Annotated in this window: 17 protein-coding genes; 14 read left to right on the top strand and 3 right to left on the bottom strand. The window is 43.5% G+C overall.

The features are described from left to right. Positions 1-14: 14 nt before the first annotated feature. Both HMPREF1534_RS09910 and HMPREF1534_RS09915 read right to left on the bottom strand, forming a co-directional pair. The gene (locus HMPREF1534_RS09910) at positions 15-1,331 is read right to left on the bottom strand and encodes a SpoIID/LytB domain-containing protein (protein WP_026231493.1); all 1,317 of its coding nucleotides are present in this window, start codon (positions 1,329-1,331) and stop codon (positions 15-17) included. Then, positions 1,331-3,784, bottom strand: coding sequence for a DUF4922 domain-containing protein (locus HMPREF1534_RS09915; RefSeq protein WP_005940051.1), 2,454 nt, complete (start codon positions 3,782-3,784; stop codon positions 1,331-1,333). The genes HMPREF1534_RS09910 and HMPREF1534_RS09915 overlap by 1 nt, the downstream gene beginning before the upstream one ends. 85 nt (positions 3,785-3,869) lie before the next feature. Between HMPREF1534_RS09915 and rlmN the strand changes: the two genes are divergently transcribed. The 9 genes from rlmN to HMPREF1534_RS09960 are packed head-to-tail and all read left to right on the top strand — an operon-like array spanning position 3,870 to position 12,617. Then, complete coding sequence (gene rlmN / locus HMPREF1534_RS09920; protein WP_005940049.1) at positions 3,870-4,916, top strand: 23S rRNA (adenine(2503)-C(2))-methyltransferase RlmN; 1,047 nt, start codon at positions 3,870-3,872, stop codon at positions 4,914-4,916. A gap of 27 nt (positions 4,917-4,943) precedes the next feature. Further along, positions 4,944-6,008 (top strand): DUF4837 family protein, encoded by a 1,065-nt coding sequence (locus HMPREF1534_RS09925; RefSeq protein WP_005940046.1) that lies wholly within the window; start codon positions 4,944-4,946, stop codon positions 6,006-6,008. A 25-nt stretch (positions 6,009-6,033) separates the two neighbouring features. Further along, positions 6,034-7,134, top strand: coding sequence for a 4-hydroxythreonine-4-phosphate dehydrogenase PdxA (gene pdxA, locus HMPREF1534_RS09930; protein WP_005940043.1), 1,101 nt, complete (start codon positions 6,034-6,036; stop codon positions 7,132-7,134). 5 nt (positions 7,135-7,139) lie between these two features. Then, complete coding sequence (locus tag HMPREF1534_RS09935) at positions 7,140-7,847, top strand: nucleotidyltransferase family protein (protein WP_005940040.1); 708 nt, start codon at positions 7,140-7,142, stop codon at positions 7,845-7,847. A 23-nt stretch (positions 7,848-7,870) separates the two neighbouring features. Further along, entirely contained in the window at positions 7,871-8,728 is an 858-nt protein-coding gene (locus tag HMPREF1534_RS09940; protein WP_005940038.1) for an ATP-grasp domain-containing protein, read from the top strand. 4 nt (positions 8,729-8,732) lie between these two features. Next, the gene (locus HMPREF1534_RS09945) at positions 8,733-9,683 is read left to right on the top strand and encodes a CDP-alcohol phosphatidyltransferase family protein (protein WP_005940035.1); all 951 of its coding nucleotides are present in this window, start codon (positions 8,733-8,735) and stop codon (positions 9,681-9,683) included. Then, complete coding sequence (locus tag HMPREF1534_RS09950; protein WP_005940032.1) at positions 9,680-10,681, top strand: lysylphosphatidylglycerol synthase transmembrane domain-containing protein; 1,002 nt, start codon at positions 9,680-9,682, stop codon at positions 10,679-10,681. The genes HMPREF1534_RS09945 and HMPREF1534_RS09950 overlap by 4 nt, the downstream gene beginning before the upstream one ends. A 2-nt stretch (positions 10,682-10,683) precedes the next feature. Further along, positions 10,684-11,409 (top strand): HAD family hydrolase, encoded by a 726-nt coding sequence (locus HMPREF1534_RS09955; protein WP_025066748.1) that lies wholly within the window; start codon positions 10,684-10,686, stop codon positions 11,407-11,409. Between the two features lie 5 nt (positions 11,410-11,414). Continuing rightward, a complete protein-coding gene (locus tag HMPREF1534_RS09960) occupies positions 11,415-12,617 on the top strand; it encodes a sugar MFS transporter (protein ID WP_005940026.1) in 1,203 nt (400 codons plus the stop codon). A gap of 11 nt (positions 12,618-12,628) precedes the next feature. Here the strand turns inward: HMPREF1534_RS09960 and HMPREF1534_RS09965 are convergent, their stop codons facing one another. After that, complete coding sequence (locus HMPREF1534_RS09965; RefSeq protein WP_005940023.1) at positions 12,629-13,504, bottom strand: PfkB family carbohydrate kinase; 876 nt, start codon at positions 13,502-13,504, stop codon at positions 12,629-12,631. Positions 13,505-13,639: 135 nt separating this feature from the next. Here HMPREF1534_RS09965 and HMPREF1534_RS09970 point away from each other — a divergent pair, with 135 nt between their 5' ends. From HMPREF1534_RS09970 to secG, 5 genes are all read left to right on the top strand, one after another. Continuing rightward, a complete protein-coding gene (locus HMPREF1534_RS09970; protein WP_026231492.1) occupies positions 13,640-14,947 on the top strand; it encodes an inositol-3-phosphate synthase in 1,308 nt (435 codons plus the stop codon). A gap of 174 nt (positions 14,948-15,121) precedes the next feature. Then, complete coding sequence (locus HMPREF1534_RS09975) at positions 15,122-16,387, top strand: sigma-54 interaction domain-containing protein (protein ID WP_005940017.1); 1,266 nt, start codon at positions 15,122-15,124, stop codon at positions 16,385-16,387. Beyond that, positions 16,374-16,901, top strand: a complete 528-nt coding sequence (locus HMPREF1534_RS09980) for an LptE family protein (RefSeq protein WP_005940014.1) — start codon at positions 16,374-16,376, stop codon at positions 16,899-16,901. Before HMPREF1534_RS09975 ends, HMPREF1534_RS09980 begins: the two co-directional genes overlap by 14 nt. 14 nt (positions 16,902-16,915) lie before the next feature. Continuing rightward, positions 16,916-17,650 carry a hypothetical protein gene (locus HMPREF1534_RS09985; protein ID WP_005940011.1) on the top strand — a complete coding sequence of 245 codons (735 nt, stop codon included), beginning with the start codon at positions 16,916-16,918 and terminating at the stop codon, positions 17,648-17,650. Between the two features lie 5 nt (positions 17,651-17,655). After that, complete coding sequence (secG, locus tag HMPREF1534_RS09990) at positions 17,656-18,018, top strand: preprotein translocase subunit SecG (RefSeq protein WP_005940008.1); 363 nt, start codon at positions 17,656-17,658, stop codon at positions 18,016-18,018. Positions 18,019-18,116: the final 98 nt, after the last annotated feature.

Below are 18,116 nucleotides of genomic sequence, written 5' to 3'. Positions count from 1 at the left end.
CCTGTAAGATTGGATTAATAGAAACGGCGGATGTCTGCTCCTTTATAGTAGTGTAGCAGAATCTTGTCGTATGTATAGCCTTGCTCACCCATGACAGCGGCACCGATTTGGCATAAGCCTACTCCGTGACCCCAGCCGGCGCCTGTCAGCAGGAACCATTCCGGCACACCGTCTTTCAGTTCTCCTTTGTCGATGACAAAAGCCGAACTGAACAGATGGGAAGAGGAGAGGGTGCGACGAATTTCCAGTTCCTTTCCGATAATGAGGGTCTTCAGGGTGCCTACGATTTTTAGTTTGCAGATACGTCCCGACTTTCCTCGCCGGACAGGAATTAAATCGAGGATGCTTCCGTAATCGGTTTTGGTGTTCAGTCGGATGAGCTCTGCCAGTTCCTCTTGTGTGTAACGCACTTTCCAACGATAGAAGTCTGTCGTTTCGCGGTCGTAGTTGTTCAGTATCTGTGAAATGATTTTCTTGTCGTCGGTGTTGCAGAACGCCGGGGGAGAGGTGCGTATCCAGCGTTCGGCTTCCGCTTCCTGAGTCAGGTCGGGGAGTGGTTGCGAGGCTTCTTTTCCGTCATCTCGTATGGCGGACAGATAGGGATAGTCCTTATCTTCCCAACAGTAACCGAATTCTTCGGTTACTCCTCCGCAACATTTGGAGAAACGGGCATCGCAAATGCCTTGACCGTACATGAGCAGTTGGCCGCGTGTGGCGCGGACAGCTTCGGCGACTGTTGCGTTCGATGCTTTGGTGATTCCCTGATAACGCTGGCAGTGGTCGTCGGCACACACGTCGAAGATGGTGTGGTCTTCGCGGTCATACCAGCGGATGTATTCGTTTTCGGTCTTCACAAAGGAGAAGAATCCTTCATTCTTGTTGCATAGAGCCTTACGCTTTTCCATTTGGGCAAAAAGCCAGCTTCGCGAAACGACTGCATGTGCTTTCAAAAACTCCAGTGAAGAGGTGGCGTTCATTTCCGAGGAGATGACACTTATCAGATAGTCTTCTACCGGAAGGATGTTGATGGCTGTTATTTTGCCTTCATCCACCACCAGTTTCAGCGTTCCCATAAAGCTTTGGGTTTCCTGACGCTCCCAATGAAAATTGATGCCGATGGTCACATCATAGAGGGAGAAGGAAGTGCGTTCGTCTTGTGGGGTGAATGTCAGCTCACGATACAGATTGCCGTTCCACAAAATGCCTCCTTCACTGAAAGAGACGCTTTGTTCGCCACATACGGTTTCTCCTTTGGCAAAAAAACGGCCGTTCAACGAAAAATGGATTTCTTGTGCATTTACTATTCCTACATTTATTTCGGGCTCTTTCATCATAGTCTGTCTCTTTTTCGGTACTTCTTAATTATTTCCTGTGCATCTTCGCGTGGCAGTCCGACTTCTTGCAGAATTTGTCGGATGTCTTCGGTTGATATCTTTTCAAAATCTTCTTTGCGCGGTGTGACAATGATGCCTGCCATATCAAGGGTACCCGGACTGACAAGCATTTGTTTGCCGGCTTCGGCACTGTAACATTCGGGACGGTGCTTACAGCGCGGAATGATAAGGATGATTTGTTTTTCATCTTCTTGCCATGCCAGTATGTTTACTTTCGGTTCCGGTTCGTTATTGCTGCACGGCAATTCTTTCATTATATTGGTGAACAAGGACTCGTCTGTTTTTCCGTCACGGCACTGTTCGATGCTGAACAGGGGGCAGACGTAACTGTCGATGTAGTGCAGGACGGATGAATGGCTGATTGATGCGAGCCTTTCTTTTCCGCTGTCCGTCCGGCGATAGAAAGCAATCAGTGGAACGTGCTCCGTCGGAACTCCCTGAAAATGCAGATGGTCGGGGGCAGAGGCTCCGCAAAGTGCTCCGTTGTAGAATAAGGCGTATTCGTCGGGCAATTCATTGAGGAGAGTGCTGACGGTGTTGCAAAAATCAGCAGGCAGGATCTGTTCCCGGTGTTCGGCAGATGGGATGGTGATATGATAGGGGAGTATCGGATAAGGATTGACACACAGATTGTATCCGTCTCCGATGGGACAGACGCGCTGGTCTTCGGGTTGATTTTTTCTGCAAAGAAAACAGGGACGGGAGAGAATGCTTTCTTTGTCGGTTTTGGCTCCGGTGGAAACCATGCGTGCCGGGTTGTGCTGCACAGTAAACGGGATGCCGCAAATCACTTCTTGCTTGACAAGCGCTTTTCTTAAAGCGGCAAGGTTGTCGCTTGCCGTCTGCCATTCGGCAAATTGTTTTTCTATAAAATGCTTGTTTTGTGCTTTGCTTTTATTTCCGTCGTTTTGGCTGCGCTGTTCGTTATAGCACCGGCGGAGATTGATTTCGTGTGTGCGGAGGCTGTCTTTGTAATGATTGTTGGTGTTGACTTGCTCAATGCCGAGTGCGGCATCCGAGTTGCCCTCCCAACGCCGGCAAAGGTATAGTTCATCGTAAATCCGTCCTATCTTATAGGTGCGCGAGAAGGCGAGGCCCAATGCATAGTCTTCTCCGTAGCTGACGTTGGGCACTCCGATTTCTCTTAAAAGGGGAGTGAAGAAGGCGCGGGGAGCACCCAGCCCGTTGATGCGCAGGGCATTGTTGTGCCCGTTGTCCGGTGTCCATTCTTTGTGGTCTATGATGCCCGGAGCAATGGTGTTCAGGTGGAAATCCGTCATTCGGTACGTGCCTATCACCATGGCGCATTGTTCTTTATAGAAAGTGTTTACGATGGTTTGCAACGTCTGCGGACTGCTATAGAGGTCGTCGCTGTCCAGTTGTATGGCGAAGCGGCCGCATAAGGGATGATGGACTGCGAGGTTCCAGCAGCCGCCTATGCCCAAATCGGTGCGTTCGGGTTGCAGGTGTATGACTTGCGGATGGTCTTTATAACGGGCAATCACTTCGGATGTGCCGTCTGTGGAGTGATTGTCAACGATGATGATATTGAAAGGAAAGTCCGTTTGCTGTTCGAGGGCGGAACGGATGGCGTCGTCGATGGTGCGGACTCTGTTTCTTACGGGGATGATGACGGAAGCTTCATAGGTAAATGTTTCTGTTCGGAAGTTTACCTTTTTGAAATTAGACGGCAAATAGACACCTGTTCTTTTCAGGTATCCGGTGAAGGCCTGTTCCATTTCAATCTGTACTTCGCGGTTGCGTGGGTTGACGTAATCGAACTGCTTTTCGCCCGACAAGCGGTTGTCTTCTTCTATTTCAGTGTATAGGTATTCATTGATGTGGACAATTCGGCCTGTTTCGGCAATGAACAAGCGAGTGGCATAAAGTCCGGCGTACCGATAGTCTTCGCGCTCGTTCTCCATCATTCCGGCTGCCCCGATCAGGTATTCGCTTCTGAATGCCAGCAGAGCCCCGAAGTCAAAGTCATCGCGTACACTTCCCGGTTGGTAATCAATGGCGGGATGCTTTTTCTTTTCTCCCTCTTTCCACTCGTAATGGTCGGCATAGACCATGCCGGTCTTCCGGTCTTGCAGGAAGTCGGCTATGCGTTCCAAAGCCATGTAGCCTAATTCAAACGGGGATGCTTTGGTATATAATAAAGTGAAAGGGGTGTCTGCTTTCTGAGCAATCTTCTTTATCGTATCACTGCTGTTCAAGGAGTCAATGGTGAATGGTTCACATCCTGCAGGAACGGATGGCATTGAGCCATGAGCGGTTGTCAATAAATAGATTTTGTTTACAACAATGCTGTCTTTCAATGCTGTAACAACTTTGTCTATTGCTGTGTTTTCTTCGTATGGAATAAAACAATTAATTGTTTTTCTCATCTTTAAATGTATTTCTCAGCGCAAAGATAGGCAATATATATTATTTTTTCTCTACCTTTGTACGCTAATTGTCTTTTTAAATAGAATGGAAACTCCAAAAACGGTATTACTTGGCAAGACATTGAATGAGATTCAGCACATAACGCAGAATCTGGGAATGCCTAAATTTGCTGCAAAGCAGATTGTATCTTGGTTGTATGAGAAGAAAGTCGTTTCGATAGATGAAATGACTAACCTGTCACTGAAGCATCGTGAGATGTTGAAAGGCAGCTATGAAATCGGAGCATCTGCACCGGTGGAAGCTATGCGCTCGGTGGACGGGACGGTGAAGTATCTGTTTCGTACGCCGACCGGGAATTTTGTAGAGGCTGTATATATACCGGATGAAGACCGGGCTACCTTGTGCGTTTCTTCACAAGTGGGGTGCAAGATGAATTGTAAGTTCTGCATGACAGGAAAGCAAGGTTTTACGGCCAACCTGACTGCCAATCAGATTCTGAACCAGATATATTCTATACCGGAACGCGATACGCTGACCAATCTTGTGTTTATGGGGATGGGAGAGCCTTTTGACAACTTGGATGAAGTGCTGAAGGTGCTCGAAATACTGACCTCTGATTATGGCTATCATTGGAGTCCGAAAAGAATAACTGTATCTTCCGTTGGATTGAAAAAAGGATTGGAACGTTTTTTGAATGAGAGTGACTGCCATCTGGCTATCAGTATGCATACTCCTTTCCCATCGCAGAGAAAAGAACTGATGCCTGCCGAAAGAGCTTTCTCTATTACCGAAATTGTAGATATATTGCGTAATTATGATTTCAGTAAGCAAAGGCGGTTGTCTTTTGAATATATTGTGTTTAAAGATGTGAATGATTCTTTGGTGTATGCCAAAGAAATTGTTAAATTGCTGCGTGGCATCGACTGCCGCATCAATTTAATCCGTTTCCATGCCATCCCGAATGTTAATTTGGAAGGAACGGACATGGAAACAATGGTGGCATTTCGTGATTATTTGACACAACACGGAGTTTTTGCTACTATTCGTGCATCAAGAGGGGAGGATATATTTGCGGCGTGCGGAATGTTGTCGACAGCCAAACAACAGAAAGAAAAAGGTGTTACACTATAGATTATTAAATATAATACCATAAGAATTATGAAACGAATAGCATTCTATTTGAGTTTGGTACTGGTAGTGCTGGTGCTGGCTTCTTGTAAGAAAGGACAGAAAAACTTGTTTACTCCGACTTCCAGCGGAAGACCTTACGAAGTGTTGGTGGTGGTAAATAAGGCAGTGTGGGATCGCCCCGCAGGACGTGCATTATTTGATGTGCTGGATACGAATGTTCCCGGATTACCTCAGGCAGAACGCTCTTTCCGTATTTCAAATATCGCTCCCGAACACTTTGACCGTGTCATGAGGATTTTCCGTAATATCATTGTTGTTGATATTCAGGATATCTATACACAGCCTAAAATAAAATTTTCGCGTGATGTTTATGCTGCACCGCAAATGATTATGACTATTCAGGCACCTGATGAAAAAGAGTTTGCAGACTTTGTGGAAAAGAACAAGCAGGTGATTATCGATTTCTTTGTGAAATCTGAAATCAATCGCCAGATAAACTTGCTGAAAGAAAAACATAATGATGCCATTTCAGCCAAAGTGGGCAGTATGTTTGACTGTGATGTCTGGATTCCTCAGGAGTTATCGAATTATAAGGTCGGTAAAGATTTCTTGTGGGCTTCTACCAACCGTGCCTCTGCCGATATGAATTTCGTAATATATTCTTATCCTTATACAGACAGGAATACCTTTACTAAAGAGTTCTTTGTACATAAACGTGATTCGGTGATGAAAGCCAATATTCCGGGTGAACGTGAAGGTATGTACATGGCTACCGACTCCATGTTTGTCGATGTCAAGAATATTATGGTAAAAGGCGAATATGCTCAGGAAGCGCGCGGATTATGGGAAATGGAAGGCGACATGATGGGTGGCCCGTTTGTTTCTCATGCCCGGGTAGACCGTGCCAACGGACGCGTGATTGTTGCTGAAGCGTTTATCTATTCTCCCGATAAAATGAAACGTAACCTGATGCGCCAGATGGAGGCTTCACTTTATACGTTGAGATTGCCGAATGAAACGCTGCTGGACGAAGTGGTGGTCAATGCTGACATCCCTGAAGAAAAGGTGGATTCAACTGCAAAAGCAGAATAAAATAGAACAGATTAATAATAACTAAATGGAAGATAATAACAAGATAAGAGTTGGTATTACTCACGGGGATATCAACGGGGTGGGATATGAAGTCATTCTGAAGACTTTCGCAGACCCTACTATGCTGGAACTTTGTACACCTATTATTTACGGATCACCGAAGGTGGCGGCTTATCATCGTAAAGCAATGGATATTCAGGCAAATTTTAGCATCATCAACTCGGCTGATGATGCTATGCCGGATAGACTGAGTATTCTGAACTGTACGGAAGATGAACTGAAAGTGGAGCTTTCAAAACCTACAACAGAGGCGGGAAAGGCTGCTTTGGATGCTTTGGAAAGAGCTTTGCAGGATTATAAAGATGGCTTGATAGACGTATTGGTTACAGCTCCTATCAATAAAAATACCATTCAGTCGGAAGCATTCCATTTTCCCGGACACACCGAATATATCGAGGAACGTGTGGGCGAAGGACAGAAGGCTTTGATGATTTTACTGAAGAATGATTTTCGTGTGGCATTGGTGACAGGTCATGTGCCGGTTCGTGATATAGCCAAAGATATTACGAAAGAACTGATTATGGAGAAACTTGCCATCTTCCATCGTTCTTTGAAAGAGGATTTCGGAATCGACAGTCCTCGTATTGCAGTCTTTTCACTGAATCCTCATGCAGGAGACAACGGACTGATAGGTACGGAGGAAAATGAAATTATTATTCCTGCCATCAAAGAGATGGTTGCCAAGGGAGTGCAATGTTTCGGTCCTTATCCTGCCGACGGATTTATGGGGTCGGGTAATTATACTCATTTTGACGGTATTTTGGCTATGTATCACGATCAGGGCTTGGCGCCATTTAAGGCATTGGCTATGGATGAAGGGGTGAACTATACTGCAGGCTTGCCCATTGTACGCACGTCTCCGGCGCATGGAACAGCTTATGATATTGCCGGTCAGGGTGTTGCTCTGGAAGATTCGTTCCGGCAGGCTATTTATGTAGCAATGGATATATTCCGCAACCGTATCGTGGAGAAAGCGATTCATGCGCGTCCGTTGCGTAAGCAGTATTATGAGAGACGCGATGACAGTGATAAGTTGAAGTTGGATACTATAGACGAAGAAGATTAAGAGAAATGAAGTTCGCAATTATATCAGCGGGTGAAGGGTCCCGGCTTTCACAAGAAGGGGTTACTTTGCCCAAACCTTTGGTGCAGCTCAACGGAGTTGCCATGATTGACCGCCTGATACGGATTTTTATCCGTAATGGAGCTGATAAAGTAGTGGTTATTATTAATAATGAGAGCCCGTTGACCAAAGAGCACCTTGCTAAGTTGCAACAGGAAACGGAAGTGCCTTTGGAAGTGGTAGTGAAGACTACTCCCAGTTCCATGCATAGTTTTTATGAACTGAGTTCTTATTTGCAAGATGACAAGTTTTGTCTGACTACTGTAGATACTATCTTTCGCGAAGAGGAGTTCGCTGCATTTATTGAAGCGTTTAAGCGGGCGGATAATGATGGATATATGGCAGTAACGGATTATATTGATGATGAAAAGCCGCTTTATATATCTACTGATGGAGCTTTGAATATCACAGGGTTCCATGATGCGGCTACATCGGAATGTCGTTATATTTCGGGAGGCATTTATTGCCTGACACCCACTGCTATCAGAACTTTAAACGCATGTATGGACAAAGGAATGTCGCGTATGCGTAATTTCCAAAGACAACTGGTTGCAGATGGTCTGAAGTTGAAGGCTTATCCTTTTAAGAAAATCCTGGATGTAGACCATGCCGGTGATATCGTAAAAGCGGAGGCTTTTTTGGCCGGAAAAGAATAAACTTAAAGCACTGACATAAAGGAATGGATGAATTTTCAATAATAGGGATAAGCCGTGGCAATGAGTATTCACCGAACCACGTAGACAATGATGCCGCCATTTTTAATAAAGTGGCGGATGAGTTGAGACTATTGGGATGCAAAGTGGAGCTTTATGCGGAAAAGGAATTTGTGGCTTGCGGAGCAAAGGCGGATGTGATATTCGATATGGCTCGTGACAGGGTGACAATAGCCCGCCTGAAATCGTTGGAGGATGAAGGTGCGCTGGTTGTCAATTCGGCTTACGGAATTGATAATTGCGTGCGCAGACCAATGACGGAACTTTTGATACAACATGGTGTTCCTCATCCGAGGAGTTTCGTAATATCTACTGACAGGCAGTTTGAGGAAGATTGCTATCCTTGCTGGATAAAACGCGGTGATTCTCATGCTATGGTAAAAGAAGATGTATGCTATGCCACCGGCAAAGAAGAGGTGGAGCGTGTTTTGGCCGATTTCCGTAGCCGGCACATACCGGTAGCTGTGATAAATGAGCATCTTCAGGGTGATTTAATTAAATTTTATGGCGTTCAGGGAACGGATTTCTTTTATTGGTTTTATCCTTCTCCTTGTTCGCACAGCAAATTCGGTCTGGAGAAAATCAATGGCGTGGCCAAAGGAATTCCCTTCAATGAAGAAGAACTTAAGAAATATAGCGATATGGCAGCCGAGGTTTTGAATGTCCCCATTTACGGAGGTGATTGTGTGGTATCTGCCGACGGTGAACTTAAGATAATTGATTTTAATGATTGGCCCAGTTTTGCCCGTTGCCGAGAGGAAGCAGGTGTAAAGATTGCAGAGTGCATTTATAACCGGGTGAAGAAAAAGCAAATGAAAAAATAGAGACATGAGTAAAGAGAGTGAGAAGAAAGGAATAGAGGCTTCTTTCAAATCAATGGACACAGAGGAGTTCTTGGATATTTATTTTAACCGACCTATTGGCTATGCATGGGCTTTATTCTTTAAAAAGCTGAAAGTGCATCCCAATGTAGTGACTATCTTATCTATTATTCTAGGTGTAGGTGCCGGTGTGATGTTCTATTATCCCGATATGAAACACACTGTTATCGGTATTTTATTGTTGATGTGGGCGAATCATTATGATAGCGCTGACGGGCAGCTGGCTCGCCTCACAGGACAGAAAACCCAGTGGGGACGTATGTTGGACGGGTTTGCAGGTGATATTTGGTTTTTTACCATTTATGTGGCTATCTGTCTTAGGTTGATGAATCAGCCGATGCCTTTCAATATCGGTGACGGAATGCATTGGGGAGTGTTTATCTGGATTCTGGCTGTGTTTTCGGGTACGATTTGTCACAGTAAGCAATGTACGCTGGCGGATTATTACCGCAATATTCATCTTTATTTCTTGAAAGGAAAGAGCGGAAGTGAGTTGGACAACTTTAAGCAGCAGCGTGAAATATTTCACAGTTTGCCGTGGAAGGGAAACTTCTGGTGGAAAATATTCCTTTATTTTTATGGAAACTATACTCGTCAGCAGGAGGGAATGACTCCCAATTTCCAGCAATTCTATGCGTTGGTAAAGGCAAAGTATGGTGATAATGTTCCTCAGGAATTGCGCGATGAATTCCGTGCTGCCAGTAAGCCGTTGATGAAATACACTAATATACTGACTTTCAATACGCGCGCCATTGCATTGTATGTCAGTCTGCTGATAGGTGAGCCTTGGCTTTATTTTGTGTTTGAGATTATTGTGATGACTTCATTGTTCGTGTATATGCGCCATTGCCATGAGGCTCTCAGCGCCCGTTTTTATCATAAATACGCAGCACTGTGAAAAGTAAATATAGAAACATATTCCTGATATTCGGAATCGTTGCCATCGTTGTGATGCTCTGTACTTTTGATATGGAGTATGATGAGCTGTTGGCTAATCTTCGCAGGGCCGGAATCTGGTTGCCGGCTGTTATAGGGTTATGGGTTATTATTTATTTATTCAATACCCTTTCTTGGTATATCATTATCCGGGATGGAAAGAAGGGAACACCTATTCCGTTTTGGAAAGTATATAAACTGACTGTTTCCGGCTTTGCCTTGAATTATGCCACTCCGGTCGGATTGATGGGAGGCGAGCCTTATCGCATTATGGAACTGACTCCATATGTAGGTGCAAGCAAAGCTACTTCATCGGTTATCCTGTATGTGATGATGCATATTTTCTCACATTTTTGTTTTTGGCTTTTCTCTATTTTTTTGTATCTGGCGCTTCGTCCGGTAGATTTTGCAATGGGTATGGTGCTTTCTGTAGTTGGTTTCTTTTGCCTGCTTGCCATTTATTTTTTTATGAAGGGATATAGAAATGGAATGGCAGTGCGCACGTTGAAGTTGTTGCAACATATTCCCTTTATAAAAGGATGGGCGAAACGTTTTTCGGAAAACAAACGGGAAACATTAGAACGCGTGGACAGCCAGATTGCAGAGCTGCATCAACAGCGTAAGTCTACTTTCTATGCTTCATTGAGCTTAGAGTTTATGGCGCGCGTCTTGGGATGTTTGGAGGTATATTTCATTCTGAATATTCTGACAACAGATGTCAGTTTTCCGGCATGTATCCTGATTATGGCATTTACCTCTTTGTTTGCCAATCTGTTCTTCTTTTCTCCCATGCAGTTGGGAGCGCGTGAGGGAGGATTTGCCTTGGCGGTAGGAGGGCTGGCTATTCCGGGGGCATTTGGCGTTTATACCGGGTTGATTACCCGTGTACGAGAATTGATTTGGATTGTAATAGGCGTGTTGCTGATGAAAGTCGGCAATGGTACGCCTGCAAATAAATAAGTGTGAATATGTTGAAAGATATCAAAGGAGTTATATTTGATTATGGTGGTACGATAGATACCAACAGCCGCCATTGGGCAGAGGTTTTGTGGAGTAAATATGCAGAATATCATGTACCGGTAGACAAGGAGAGTTTCCGGGAAGCATATGTGTTTGCTGAAAGAGCTTTGGCTAAATATCCTTTTGTCCGGCCGCAACATAATTTTCATGATGTTCTCTCTATAAAGACTAAGTTGCAGGTAGAGTATCTGGCTGAACAGGGAAAGTTGCCGATGGATGAGAGAATGTTGCAAACTTATGCCAAGCAGGTGGCAGACGGTTGTTATGAATATGTGTTGGATGTGTTGAAGGTAACCCGCCCTGTGGTGGAAGCACTTTCCAAAAAGTATAAATTGGTGCTTGTTTCCAATTTTTATGGAAATATCCAAACCATTCTTAAAGACTTTGGACTGTACACTTTCTTTGATGATATTATTGAATCATCCGTAGTGGGAGTGCGCAAACCCGATCCGGCTATTTATCGTTTGGGAGTGGAAGCAATGGGATATGAAGCCTGTAAAGTGCTGGTTGTCGGAGATTCTTTCTCGAAGGATGTTGTTCCGGCAAAGCAAGTAGGCTGTCCGGTTGTCTGGCTGAAAGGTGAAGGTTGGGGTGGAGAAGTGATTGATGAATCCTTGCCCGATGTGATAATTACAGATTTAGCGGGATTGCCTGCATTATTATCATAAGAAATATGGAAAAGCAAAGATATGCATTGGTGAAAAGGAACTATTTGGTTCCTTTTGTTTTGGTTACCTCTTTGTTCTTTTTATGGGGATTTGCACATGCCATTCTTGATGTGCTGAATAAACATTTCCAAGAGGTATTGGATATTACTCGTACTTATTCGGCCATGGTACAGGTCTTGTTTTATTTGGGATATTTTGTAATGGCTGTTCCGGCAGGGCTTTTTATCACAAAGTATGGTTATCGGCGCGGAGTTGTTTTGGGGCTGTTGTTGTATGGTGTCGGTTCATTGATGTTTGTTCCCGGAGAATATTGGATGTCCTTTGAGTTTTTCTTACTCTCTTTATTTGTGATAGCGTGCGGATTAGTGTTTCTCGAAACAGCGGCAAACCCTTATATGACAGAACTGGGAGACAGGGAAACGGCTGCCAGCCGATTGAATCTGGCGCAATCGTTTAACGGACTAGGATGTATTTGCGGACCATTGGTCGGTGGCTTGTTGTTGTTTTCCGAAGAAGGTTCTTCGCATATTTCATTTCCTTATATGTTGATGGGCATCGTAGTGCTGGGGGTGGCTTTGGTGTTTTCTCGAATAAAGCTTCCGGAGATTGTACATGCGGATGAAGTAACTGAGACAGGCGGTAAACAAGGCTTGTGGTCGCATAAACTTTTTGTATTCGGTGTTTTTGCCTTGTTTTGCTATGAGGTAGCAGAGATTTCGATCAACAGTTTCTTTATAAATTATGTAGTGGATGACGGATGGATGAATGCTCGTGATGCGTCGGTTTTGCTTTCTTTCGGAGGATTAGGACTGTTTATGTGCGGACGCTTTGTTGGTAGCTGGGTAATGAGGTTTATCCGTGCCGAACGTGTGCTGTTGTGCTGTGCTGTCGGAACGGTATTTGCCACATTGTTGGTAATATGCAATTTAGGGCATATATCACTGGTTGCTTTGTTTTTTGTTTATGCATTTGAGGCTATTATGTTTCCCACCATTTTTGCTATATCTCTGAAAGGGTTGGGAAACCACACTAAACGCGCCTCTTCTTATCTCATGATGTCTCCGATAGGAGGAGCTATCGGTCCGGTTTTGATGGGATATGTGGCAGACAACAGTAATATGTCTCTGTCATTTATCGTACCTTTCGTAGCGTTTTGTGTGGTTTTGTTTTATTCCTTGCGGGCAGAACATGAATCCATAGAACAATAAGGAGGACTCTGTTATCTTTTGTGAATTACATTCCACACATCCTCTTCCGTACCGTTGAAGGGACCGGATGCTTCTAATTTCAGCGTAGACATTGCAGCAGCGAAACATCCGGCTTCTTCATAAGAAGCTCCTTTGTTCCTCATATACAGATATCCGGTGACATAAGTATCTCCACATCCGGTGGCATCCACTATATTTTTAGGCGGATAAGCCGGAATCCGATAGAAACATCCTTCGGCAAAAATAACCGAGCCAAGACTTCCAAGGGTAATCAAAACTTCTTTTACTCCCCATTCGGCAAGTTGAAACGCAGCCTGCTTCACTTCCTTATGTCCGGTCAGCACTTCCATTTCATGTTCGTTCACTTTCAGAATATCAATATATTTCAGTGCCTCTGTTTTCTCTGTCCAGTCCACCGGATACACTTTTTTACCTCTTACCTCACGAAGGTAACCCTGAGCATCGACAGCCAGTGTGCCTTTTCCTGACAGGTATTTAACTACATCAAGAGAGAAGTCATCGGAGAGCAAACTTCCCAAATGAAAAATATTTGCTTCTACATCCTTCAATTGCTCTACGGTGAAAGGGTCGGCTTTGGCCAAAACACGCTGGGTGCGGTTGTCTTGATTCTCTCCGTATATATTCTCGAAATATACAGTGTGACGGCTAGGAATAACTTTTACTTCAATTCCCTTGGCACGAATATCCTCCACAGCTTTAAACTCGGTAGGGGCGAGTGCCGTAACCAGTTTATAGTGCTTGGTGTCTTTTAGGTGGCTGATTCCATGAGAAAAGTAGTAAGAAGTACCTCCCGGCATATAAGCCGTTTGCTTGGGCGTTACAATTTTATCCAGTGTTATATGTCCTATACAGCAAATATCATTCATACCTAAATTAAATGTTTAACGGCTGCAAAGGTATAAAAAAACTAAGAAAAGCATGGTAGTTTTCAAAAGAAGGTGTAACTTTGTCACAATTATCTTAATCTCTACTATGAGATGCAATTTAACAAGGAAATTAGAATGGAAAAAATGAATGTAAAACCGGCTACCGGTAAATTGGGTGTCCTTTGTGTTGGATTGGGCGCTGTTACTTCAACTTTTATGACGGGAGTGCTGATGGCTCGTAAGGGCTTGGCAAAACCTGTCGGCTCTATGACTCAATATGATAAGATGCGTGTTGGCCGTGGAGAAAATAAAAAGTATTTGCATTATGGCGAAATCGTTCCATTGGCAAGTCTGAATGATATCGTATTCGGTGCATGGGATGTTTATCCGGCTAATGCCTATGAGTCAGCTGTTAATGCAGAAGTTTTGCAAGAGAAAGATATCAATCCTGTAAAGGACGAGTTGGAAAAAATAGTTCCGATGAAAGCTGCTTTCGACCATAACTATGCCAGCCGTTTGGATGGAAATAATGTGAAAGATTGCAAGAACCGTTGGGATATGGTGGAACAACTTCGTGAAGATATCCGTAATTTTAAAGCTGCAAATAATTGCGAGCGTATCGTTGTTCTTTGGGCGGCTTCTACAGAAATCTATGTTCCTGTTGATGAAAAAATACATGGAACATTAGCTGCTTTGGAAGAAGCAATGAAGGCTGACGATAAAGAACATATCGCTCCGTCTATGTGCTATGCATATGCAGCTCTGTCGGAAGGTGCTCCTTTCATTATGGGTGCTCCTAATACTACAGTCGATATCCCGGCTATGTGGGAATTGGCAGAAAAGACTAAAATGCCTATTGCCGGTAAAGACTTCAAAACCGGTCAGACATTGGTTAAATCAGGTTTTGCTCCGATTATCGGAACTCGTTGCTTAGGTTTGTCCGGCTGGTTCTCTACTAATATATTAGGTAACCGTGACGGTTTGGTTTTGGATGAACCGGCTAATTTCCGTACAAAAGAAGTCAGCAAGTTGTCTACATTGGAATCAATTCTGGTACCTGAAGAACAGCCTGATCTGTATACAGATTATTATCATAAAGTACGTATCAATTACTATCCTCCCCGCAACGACAGTAAGGAAGGTTGGGACAATATTGACATTTTCGGATGGATGGGTTATCCTATGCAGATTAAGATTAACTTCCTTTGCCGTGATTCAATCCTTGCTGCACCTTTGTGTCTGGACTTGGTATTGTTGAGCGACTTGGCTGCACGTGCAGGACGTTTCGGCATCCAGCGTTTCTTGAGCTTCTTCTTGAAGAGCCCGATGCACGACTACACAGAAAACGAAATTCCTGTCAATCATCTCTTCCAGCAGTACGCTATTTTGAAGAATGCTATTCGTGAAATGGGTGGTTATGAGGCTGATCAGGAAATAGATTAATCAGTATCCTTTATTATTAATATTAAGCAGACGCGGTTTACACGGATATACGGTTTCTCTTTATTAAAGACCGTATTAATCCGTGAAATCCGCGTTTGTTTTTTATTTTTTCTGCCAAAATTACTTGCTGTCTGCCGGGGAATTTGTAATTTTGTCATATTAACAAGGAGAAATATGGTCAGGTCAGAAATACAAAACGTGAAGCTCAGGTTCGGCATTATCGGAAATTCGGAAGGGCTGAATCGTGCTATAGATATTGCTATTCAGGTGGCGCCTACCGACTTATCTGTATTGATAACCGGTGAAAGTGGTGTCGGAAAAGAAAACTTTCCGCAGATAATCCACCAATTCAGTCGTCGTAAACACGGACAGTATATAGCTGTAAACTGTGGAGCGATTCCTGAAGGAACCATAGATTCAGAACTTTTCGGTCATGAGAAGGGTGCTTTTACCGGTGCTATCAGTGACCGCAAGGGATATTTTGCAGAGGCAGATGGGGGAACAATCTTTTTGGATGAAGTGGGTGAGTTGCCTTTATCTACTCAGGCTCGTTTGTTGCGTGTGCTCGAAAGCGGAGAATATATTAAAGTCGGTTCGTCGAAAGTACAGAAAACGGATGTGCGCATTGTGGCTGCTACAAATGTTAATTTGACAGAGGCCATTTCCGAAGGACGTTTCCGTGAAGACTTGTATTATCGTCTGAATACTGTCCCTATCAAGATACCGCCTTTGAGAGAGCGTGCAGAAGATATCGCTTTGCTTTTCCGTAAATTTGCTTCAGATTTCGCCGAGAAATATCGTATGCCCGCCATTCAGTTGACAGAAGATGCGAAAGCAATGCTGTTGGCTTATCCTTGGCCGGGCAATGTCCGTCAGTTGAAGAATATCACGGAGCAAATATCCATTATTGAAACAAATCGTGACATTACTCCCGTTATTTTGCAGAACTATCTTCCTGCACAGCAACAGGATTCGCGTTTGCCTATGTTGTTTGGCATAAAGCCGGGTGATAAAACATTCGGCAGTGAACGCGAGATTTTATATCAAGTCTTGTTTGATATGCGTCGTGACGTGACCGAACTCAAAAAGTTAGTCAATACTCTGATGGCCGAGCGTGGAACAACTGCAACCGTAGCACCGGCAACAACAACAGCGGTATCTTATTATCAGGAACCTTCTCATAATCTGGTTCCGGCAACCCCGGCTTCCGTTCCTGTGCCTACCATCAACATCTCTGCAACCAAGCAGATGCCGATGGATGATGATATTCAGGATACGGAAGAATATGTGGAAGAGACACTGTCACTGGATGAAGTAGAAAAAGAAATGATACGTAAAGCGCTTGACCGTCATCATGGGAAACGCAAGAATGCGGCAAAAGACTTGAATATTTCAGAGCGCACACTATATAGAAAAATAAAAGAATATGGCTTGGATTAAAAACATGAAATGGATAGGCAGCTTGATTGTACTGATCGGTATATTGACGGCTTGCTCGGTTTCTTATAAATTTAATGGTGCTTCCATTGATTATGCGAAGACTAAAACAATTTCTTTCGAGAATTTTCCTAACCGTTCTGTCGGCTTTGTTTGGGGACCGATGGAGAATATGTTCAACACTGCATTGCAAGATGTTTATTTGCAGCAAACGCGTCTGACACAGGTAAGACGCGGAGGAGATTTGCAACTTTCGGGAGAAATCACAAATTATGATGCTGCAAATAAAGGTATCGGTTCCGACGGTTATTCAAACATGGTGGAACTCCGTATGACGGTCAGAGTGAACTTTGTCGATAAGGCTAATCCGAAGAATAATTTTAATAATCAGCAATTCTCGGCCAGCCGTGAATATAAATCCAGTCAGCAACTCTCGTCTGTACAGGATGAATTGGTGAATCAGATGATTAAAGATATTGTAGACCAGATATTTAATATGACGGTAGCCAATTGGTAATAACTATCTTTGACATGACACAACAGCACTTATATGAATGGATTGCACATCCCGAGTTTTTGAATCGGGATACTCTTTACGAGCTTCGAACTTTGCTTGCCCGTTATCCTTATTTTCAGACAGTGAGATTACTTTATCTGAAAAATCTGTTTCTGCTTCATGACATTACTTTTGGAGAAGAACTGAGGAGAGCGGCTTTATATATAGCCGACCGTAAAGTGCTGTTTTATTTGATAGAAGGTGAGCGGTTTACCATCACTCCATCGGAAGGAAAAGAAAAGTCGTCCGATTTATTGGGACTTGACCGTACGCTTTCACTGATAGATGCATTTCTGGCCGGACAGCCGGAAGAAGAACAGAAAGATATTACACAATTGCCAATGGATATAACGACGGATTACACCTCTTATTTATTGACCGAAACAGAAGAAGCAGTCCCGGTTGAAGAAATTCCGTCATTGAAAGGACAGGATTTGATAGATACTTTTCTGGAAAACAATTCAGATGAGCCTCTTCTTTCTTCACAAGAGAGGGCCGATGAACCGGAGCCGGAAGAAAAAGAGCCGGAACCGGAAGACGAGAGTTATTTTACCGAGACATTGGCAAAAATATACGTTAAACAACAAAGATATTCAAAGGCTCTTGAAATTATTAAAAAATTAAATTTGAAATATCCAAAAAAAAACGCTTACTTTGCAGACCAAATAAGATTTTTGGAGAAATTGATTATTAACACTAAATCAAAATAAAGAAAATGTATTTATTACTTATTGGATTAATTGTGCTTGCAGCTCTTTTGATGTGTTTCGTTGTATTGATTCAGAATTCAAAAGGAGGTGGCTTGGCTTCTAGTTTTGCTTCTTCTAATCAGATTATGGGTGTTCGCAAGACTACGGATTTTATTGAAAAATTGACATGGGGATTGGCTGCTTTTATGGTTGCATGCAGTGTGCTTACTGCTTATTTTGTTCCTACAGCTCATACAGAATCTTCTGTAATTATGGAACAAGCTGTAAAAGAAGGAGCTACTAACCCATTGAATGCACCTTCCGGTTTTGCAGCTCCTCAGACAGATGGCGCCGCAACAGAAACTGCTCCTGCTGATTCTGCACAGTAATTTTTAGAAAGTATTTTCCTTAATCATAAGGATAAAAACGGTTTGCTTCTTTCGGGGAGCAAACCGTTTTTTTTAAAACTCTTTCACCTTCATGGAAT

Origin of the sequence: Phocaeicola massiliensis B84634 = Timone 84634 = DSM 17679 = JCM 13223 (assembly GCF_000382445.1) — a bacterium.
In the GTDB taxonomy this organism is placed as follows: Bacteria; Bacteroidota; Bacteroidia; order Bacteroidales; family Bacteroidaceae; genus Phocaeicola; species Phocaeicola massiliensis.
Note: the sequence above shows the minus strand (reverse complement) of the source record. Positions and strands in the feature narration are given on the sequence as shown.

Excerpts from the sequence above, each read along its gene's own strand:
- HMPREF1534_RS09910 (WP_026231493.1), bottom strand. The coding sequence starts at position 1,331 with ATGAAAGAGCCCGAAATAAATGTAGGAATAGTAAATGCACAAGAAATC.
- HMPREF1534_RS09915 (WP_005940051.1), bottom strand. The coding sequence starts at position 3,784 with ATGAGAAAAACAATTAATTGTTTTATTCCATACGAAGAAAACACAGCA.
- rlmN (WP_005940049.1), top strand. The coding sequence starts at position 3,870 with ATGGAAACTCCAAAAACGGTATTACTTGGCAAGACATTGAATGAGATT.
- HMPREF1534_RS09925 (WP_005940046.1), top strand. The coding sequence starts at position 4,944 with ATGAAACGAATAGCATTCTATTTGAGTTTGGTACTGGTAGTGCTGGTG.
- pdxA (WP_005940043.1), top strand. The coding sequence starts at position 6,034 with ATGGAAGATAATAACAAGATAAGAGTTGGTATTACTCACGGGGATATC.
- HMPREF1534_RS09935 (WP_005940040.1), top strand. The coding sequence starts at position 7,140 with ATGAAGTTCGCAATTATATCAGCGGGTGAAGGGTCCCGGCTTTCACAA.
- HMPREF1534_RS09940 (WP_005940038.1), top strand. The coding sequence starts at position 7,871 with ATGGATGAATTTTCAATAATAGGGATAAGCCGTGGCAATGAGTATTCA.
- HMPREF1534_RS09945 (WP_005940035.1), top strand. The coding sequence starts at position 8,733 with ATGAGTAAAGAGAGTGAGAAGAAAGGAATAGAGGCTTCTTTCAAATCA.
- HMPREF1534_RS09960 (WP_005940026.1), top strand. The coding sequence starts at position 11,415 with ATGGAAAAGCAAAGATATGCATTGGTGAAAAGGAACTATTTGGTTCCT.
- HMPREF1534_RS09965 (WP_005940023.1), bottom strand. The coding sequence starts at position 13,504 with ATGAATGATATTTGCTGTATAGGACATATAACACTGGATAAAATTGTA.
- HMPREF1534_RS09970 (WP_026231492.1), top strand. The coding sequence starts at position 13,640 with ATGGAAAAAATGAATGTAAAACCGGCTACCGGTAAATTGGGTGTCCTT.
- HMPREF1534_RS09975 (WP_005940017.1), top strand. The coding sequence starts at position 15,122 with ATGGTCAGGTCAGAAATACAAAACGTGAAGCTCAGGTTCGGCATTATC.
- HMPREF1534_RS09980 (WP_005940014.1), top strand. The coding sequence starts at position 16,374 with ATGGCTTGGATTAAAAACATGAAATGGATAGGCAGCTTGATTGTACTG.
- HMPREF1534_RS09985 (WP_005940011.1), top strand. The coding sequence starts at position 16,916 with ATGACACAACAGCACTTATATGAATGGATTGCACATCCCGAGTTTTTG.
- secG (WP_005940008.1), top strand. The coding sequence starts at position 17,656 with ATGTATTTATTACTTATTGGATTAATTGTGCTTGCAGCTCTTTTGATG.